This is a genomic window from Janthinobacterium sp. BHSEK (genome assembly GCF_056174685.1).
In genome coordinates this window covers 1-7,011 of the sequence record NZ_JBWBYV010000099.1, presented here as the reverse complement: position 1 = coordinate 7,011, position 7,011 = coordinate 1, and the positions used below count along the sequence as shown (strand labels likewise).

Annotated in this window: 1 protein-coding gene; it reads right to left on the bottom strand. The window is 66.5% G+C overall.

Annotation, left to right across the window (positions count from 1 at the left end; genetic code table 11):
- A partial coding sequence (locus AC0V2Y_RS26400) for an amino acid adenylation domain-containing protein (protein WP_475418391.1) occupies positions 1-7,011 on the bottom strand: 7,011 nt, incomplete at both ends.

Below are 7,011 nucleotides of genomic sequence, written 5' to 3'. Positions count from 1 at the left end.
ACGACTCCAGCACCTGGATGCGCTGGGCGGCGGTGAGAATCGGCAGGCGGCGCACCGTCGCGCCGTCATTGACCGTCATGGCGAACAGCAGCGTTTCCAGATGCATGGCCAGGCGCTGGATCGTCGACACGTCGAACAGATCGCTGGCATATTCGATGGCGCCGCTGATGGTATCGCCGTCATCCCTCAGCATCAGGCTGAGATCGAAGCGGCTGGTCACGTGGGCTTGCGCCATATTGCTCACTGTCAGGCCGGGCAGCGCCAGCGTGCCCTCCTGGTCGCCACTGTCCAGATTGATCGCGACCTGGAACAGCGGGCTGTAGCCCATGCTGCGCGCCGGCTGCACTATTTCCACCACTTGCTCAAACGGCAGATCCTGATGATCGTAGGCAGCCATCGTGTGGGCCTTGACCTGAGCCAGCAGTTGCGCCACGCTCGGCTCGCCATCCAGCTTGACGCGCAGTGCCAGCGTATTGACGAAGAAGCCGATCAAGTCCTCGACCTCGGTGCGCTGACGATTGGCGACCGGGGTGCCGATCACCACGTCGTCTTGTCCCGACAGGCGCGCCAACAGCGCGGCCCAGCCGGCCAGCAGCGTCATGAACAGCGTGGTCTGATGCTTCTGGCTCAGCGCTTTCAAAGCCGCCGTGACGTCGGCGTCAAGGCGCAGCGGCACGCTGCCGCCGGCATAGCTTTTCCGCGCCGGACGCGGATGATCGGTCGGCAGTTCCAGCAGCGCTGGCGCGTCGCTCAGTTGTTCCTTCCAGAACGCTGTCTGCGCCCGCAACGCCTCGCCACGCAGCCAGCCGCGTTGCCAGACTGCGTAGTCGGCATACTGTATCGCCAGCGGCGGCAGCGGATCGTCGCGGCCCTGGGTAAAAGCAGCGTACAGGGTGCTGATTTCGCGCACCAGCACACCCATCGACCAGCCATCGGAAACGATGTGGTGCTGGGTAATCAGTAGGGCGTGCTCATCTTCGGACAAGCGCAGCAACTGGCCGCGGATGAGCGGGCCAGCAGACAGGTCGAACGGCCGCGCCACTTCCATGCTGCTGATGTCGGCCAGCGCAGCATCACGGGCGCGGCCGGACAGGTGGCTCAGGTCATGCTCGCCCAAGGTGAAGCCCGCTGCCGGCGCGGCGATCACTTGCACCGTCTGGCCATCGATCTCGGCAAAGGTGGTGCGCAGGCTTTCGTGGCGCGCCACGATGCGGTTCAGCGCGGCTTTCAGCGCGGCCTTATCCAGCGCACCGCGCAGGTGCAGCGCGCCCGGCATGTGGTAGGCGGCGCCGGCAGCGTGATCGAGCTGGTCGAGGAACCACAGGCGCTGCTGGGCGAACGACAGCGGCGGAGGCTGGTGCCGATCGACCGGTGCGATACTGGCGGCGGCGGCGCCGGCATTTTCAGCAGCGGCGGCGAAGTCGCACAAGGTCGGGTGCAGAAACAGCTCCCGCAGGCCCAGCTCGCGGCCAAGCTCCTGGCGCAGGCGCGCCATCATTTGCACGGCCAGCAGCGAGTGTCCGCCCAGTTCGAAGAAATGGTCCTGGCGGCCGACGCGTTCAAGCTTGAGCAGCGCCTGCCAGATGCGGGCCACGCTTTCCTCCGTCGCGCCGCGCGGCGCTTCGTAGTCGCGCACCACCACGGCGGAACGATCCGGCGCCGGTAGCGCCTTGCGGTCAACTTTGCCGTTCGGGGTGAGCGTGAAGGTATCGAGCACCACGAAGGCGGCCGGGAGCATGAAGTCGGCCAGGTGCCGCGCCAGCTCGGCGCGCAAGGCGGCCACATCCAGCGTCACGCCTTCCTGCGCGGTCAGGTAAGCGACCAGCCGCTTGTCGCCGGCAACGTCGTCGCGGGCCATGACCAGCGCCTGCCTGACGCCAGCGCAAGCCGCGAGCCGCGTCTCGATCTCGCCCAGCTCGATACGGAAGCCGCGCAGCTTAACCTGGAAGTCGTTGCGGCCGATGAACTCGATATTGCCGTCTGGCAACCAACGTGCCAGGTCGCCGGTCTTGTACAGGCGCGCGTCCGTCTGATCGGAAAACGGATCGGCGACAAAGCGTTCGGCCGTCAGTTCAACGCGGTTCAGGTAGCCGCGGGCAACGCCTGCACCGCCGATATACATCTCGCCCGCCACACCGACCGGCACCGGCTGCAGGTGACGGTCCAGGATGTAGACCCGCGTATTGGCGATCGGGCGGCCGATCGGCAGTACATGAGCATCGATCACCGATTCGTCGACTTCGAAGGTGACGGTGAAGGCGATCGTCTCGGTCGGACCGTAGGTGTGCACGAGATGGCGTGGCCGGCTGTTGCGAAACACTTGCGCCACCGTCGTCAGGTTGACCTTGTCGCCGCCGAACAGCAGGTAATTGAGACGCGAGAATGACGTCGCCAGCGCCTCCGCGTACTGGTGGAACAGGCCGGCGGTCAATTGCACGATGCTGGCCGCCTCCCTGTCGAGCAGCGCGCCGAAGGCGGCAGGATCGAGCAGATCCTGCTGGCACACCACCAGCAGTTTTGCGCCGTTGAGCAGGGCACCCCAGACTTCCCAGGTCGATGCGTCGAAGGCGGGATTGGCGCAATAGGCCATGCAATCGGCCGGCGTGATCTCCACGCAAGGTTCGTTGATCACCAGTTGCACCACATTGCGGTGCTCGACCATGACGCCCTTCGGCATGCCGGTGGAACCGGAGGTGTACACCACGTAGGCGAGGTGGCTGGCGCGCAGGCCGATGGCGGCGGCATCGAGATCCGTGTCCGGCTGCGCGGCCAGCACCTGCGCGATGGCCGGTTCATCAGTTGCCAGGATCGGGATAGAGGTGGCTGGCAGCACCGGCGTCAGCGCGGCCTGAACAAGGATGGCCACGGGCGCGCAATCGTCAAGCATGAAGGACAGGCGCTCGGCCGGGTAGCCGGGATCCAGCGGCACATAGGCGGCGCCCGCCTTGAGGATGGCCAGCCAGCCGATCAGCATGGCGCTGCCGCGCTCCATGCAGATAGCGATGCGGTCATCCGGCTGGACACCCTGGGCGCGCAGGTAATGCGCCAACTGGTTGGCCTGGCGATTCAGCGCGCCGTAGCTCAGGGTGACACCCTGCTCCACCAGCGCTGGCGCCTGGGGCCGGGCCAAGGCCTGCGCTTCGAACAATTCGTGGATCAGCTGGTGCTCGGGATAGGCCCGCGCCGTGTCGTTGAACGCCAACAGCAACTGGTCGCGCTGGACCTCGGTGGTCAGCGTCAAGCGGCTGACAGGGCTGGCGTCGTCGGCCACCATGGCGCGCAGCAAGGTGTCCAGGTGCGCAGCCATGCGCTGAATCGTCGACGGGTCGAACAGGTCGCTGGCATATTCAAGGTAGCCGACGAGCGTGGCGCCAGCGGCGCTTTCCTCGTGCGCCAATGCCAGGCTCAGGTCGAAGTGCGTGGTGATGTGGGCCGGATCGAGCATCTCGATCGCCAGATCGGGCAGGTGCAGGGTGCGTTCGCCCGGTGCGTTGTCCAGATTGAGCAGCACCTGGAACAGCTGGCTATGGCTCATGCTGCGCACAGGCTGCACCACTTCCACCACTTGTTCGAACGGTATATCCTGATGGTCATAGGCAGCCAGCGTGTCGGCACTCACCCGGGCCAGCAGCTGCGCCACGCTCAGGTCGTCGTCCACCTGGACGCGCAGCGCCAGCGTGTTGACGAAGAAACCGATCAGGCCTTCGACCTCGGCGCGCTGGCGATTGGCGATCGGCGTGCCCACCACCACATCGTGCTGACCCGACAGACGCGCCAGCAGGATCGACCAGCCCGTCAGCAGGGTCATGAACAGGGTGGCGCCATGTTTCTGGCTCAGCGCTTTCAGGCCGGACGTCAGTTCCGCATCCAGTCTCAGGGGCACTGCGCCGCCGGCGTAACTTTGCTGCGCCGGACGCGGACGGTCGGTCGGCAGCTCCAGCAGTGCCGGCGCGCCCGCCAGTTGTTCCTTCCAGAAGGCGCTTTGCGTCCGCAGAGGTCCATCGCGCAGCCAGTCGCGCTGCCAGGCCGCGTAGTCGGCGTACTGGATTGCCAGCGGCGGCAGCGGATCGGCCGCGCCCCGTTTGAAGGCCGTATAGAGGGCGCTGACTTCGCGCACCAGCACACCGAGCGACCAGCCGTCAGAGATGATGTGGTGCTGGGTGATCAGCAACACGTGTTCGTCCTCGGCCAGGCGCAACAGCTGCCCACGGATCAAGGGGCCGTTGACCAGGTCGAAGGCCCCGATCGCTTCGGCGTCGGAGCGACGCTGCACGGCGTACTCGCGCTCGTGGCCGGACATCTGGCTCAGATCGCACTCGTGCAGGGTGAAGCCGCTGTCCGCGGCGGCGATCGTCTGCACAGTCTGCCCTTCGAAGTCCGCAAAGGTGGTGCGCAGGCTCTCGTGGCGCGCCACGACGCGATCCAGCGCGGCTTTCAGGGCCGGCTTGTCCAGTTTGCCATGCAGGCGCAACGCGGCCGGCATGTGATAGGCCGCGCCGGCGGCCTGATCAAGCTGATCGAGGAACCACAGGCGTTGCTGTGCATAGGACAAGGCCAGCGACTGGCTGCGGTCGACCGTGGTGATGAGGTCGGCTACGCTGCGTGGAGCATCGGCCACCACGGCGGCGAATGCCGCCAGCACGGGATGCTGGAACAGCGTGCGCAGGGTCACTTCGCGTCCCAATACCTGACGCACGCGCGCCGCCAGTTGCGCCGCCTGCAAGGAATGCCCGCCCAGTTCAAAGAACTGGTCGTGGCGGCCGATACGCTCAAGCTTGAGCAGTTCGCGCCAGATGCGGGCCACGGCCTCCTCGACGGCGCCTTGCGGCGCCTGATAGGCACGCGCCGCCACCGCCGACTGATCGGGAGCCGGCAGGGCTTTGCGGTCGATTTTGCCATTCGGGGTGAGCGGAAAGGCCTCCAGCACCACAAAGGCAGCCGGCAGCATGTGTTCGGCCAGATCCCGCGCCAGCGCGGCGCGCAGGTCCGCCGCTCCCGGCACGACGCCGGGTCTCGCCGTCAGGTAGGCAACCAGGCGCGGCTCGCCCGCCGCGTCCTCACGCGCCACGACGAGCGCTTCCTGTACCCCCGGGCAAGCGGCCAAGCGCGCTTCGATTTCGCCCGGCTCGATGCGAAAGCCGCGAATCTTGACCTGAAAGTCGTTGCGGCCAATGAAATCGATATTGCCGTCCGGTAGCCAGCGCGCCAGGTCGCCGGTCTGGTACATACGTGCCTCAGGAAGGCCGGAAAACTCATCCGCGACAAAGCGTTCCGCTGTCAGCTCCGGACGATTGAGGTAGCCGCGCGCGACACCTGCACCGCCGATGTAGATCTGACCCGCCACGCCCACCGGCACCGGCCGCAGATGACGGTCCAGGATATAAATGCGGGTGTTGGCCAGCGGACGGCCGATCGGAATCGCGTCGCAGTGGCGGCCGGCAACGTGGCGATAGGCTGTCGTGCACACGGTGGCTTCGGTAGGTCCATAGGCGTTGAACAGACGGTACTTGCCACCCCAGTGGTCAGCTAGCGCCGGCGGCAGGGCCTCGCCGCCGACGATCAGGGCCTGCAGGCTGCCCAGATCGGCGTCGCGCGGCAGGGCCGCCAGTGCGGCCATCGGCATGCTGACGTGGCTGATGTCGCTTTCCTGCAGGGTGCGCGCCAGCGCTTCTCCCGGCAGCAGCGCATCCGGCGAAGCCAGGCATAGCGTGGCGCCGCTGCCCAGCGCCATCACGATTTCGGAGACGCAGACGTCAAAGCTGAACGAGACAAACTGCAATACGCGGCTGTCCGGTCCCACGCCGAAGTCGGCAATGAGGGTGTGCGCCAGGTTGCACAGGCCGGCATGCTGGTTCATCACGCCTTTCGGCTTGCCGGTGGAACCGGAGGTGTAAATGACATACGCCAGGTGCTCGGCGCGCAGGCCGCTGGCGGCAGGATCGGGGTTGGTGTCCGGCAAGGCCGCCAACGTGTCGTCCAGCGCATCGAGCAGCACCACCTGCGCTGCGGGCGCCGGCACCAGCGCCCGCAGCGCCTGTTGCGTCAGCACCACCACGGGCGCGGCATCCTCGACCATGTAAGCCAGGCGCTCGCCTGGATAGGCGGGATCGAGCGGCACATAGGCGGCACCCGCCTTCCAGGTCGCCAGCACGGCGACGATCATGTCGATGCCGCGTTCGACGCAAATGGCGACGCGGTCATCCGGCCGTACGCCGAGGCCACGCAACTGGTGCGCGAGGCGGTTGGCGCGGCGATTCAGCTGATCGTAGCTCACGCTGACGCCTTCCCATGCCAGGGCGGCCGCATGCGGACGGGCGAGGGCCTGCGCTTCGAACAGTTGCTGTATCAGTTCACCTTGCGGGCGGGCCGCCGCATTGGCGTTGAAATCGACCAGCAATTGCCGGCTCTCCCGCGCATCCAGCAGCGGCAGGCGGCTCACCGCCATGCCCTCATCGGCCAGTGCGGCCTCCATCAGCAGCGCAACGCGCGCCTGCATCCGCACCACTTCGTCGTGCGCGAACAGCTGCGAGTTGTAGTTGAAATCGATAATCACCTCCTCGCCGGGATGGTGGTCGCGGATGAGGATGGCCAGCGGCGCATGCTCGTAGCCGTTGTCCATCGGTACCAGCCGCGCCGGCGCGCCGCCGAGCTGGCCGACGGCGTCGAAACCCATATTGGACAAGGTGATGTCGAATAACTGCCGGCGCCCCTGCTGCCCTACTCGCAGGTGGCGGTTGATTTCGGCAATGGGAAAGCGCTGGTGGCGGTAGCAGCGCCGCAATTCGGCGGCCACCTCGTTCATCAGGTCCACGAACGAGCCATTTGGATCGACGCGGATGCCGACCGGGCTGGCTGACGAGAACATACCGACGGTCTTCTTCTGGCGCGCCGATCCCCGGTTGTGCACGGTAACACCGATCACCACCTCCTCGACCTCGTGGACGCGGGCGAAGTAGGCGCCGAGGGCGGCCAGTATCACGTGAGTAATCGCATGGCCATGGCCGGCGGCGA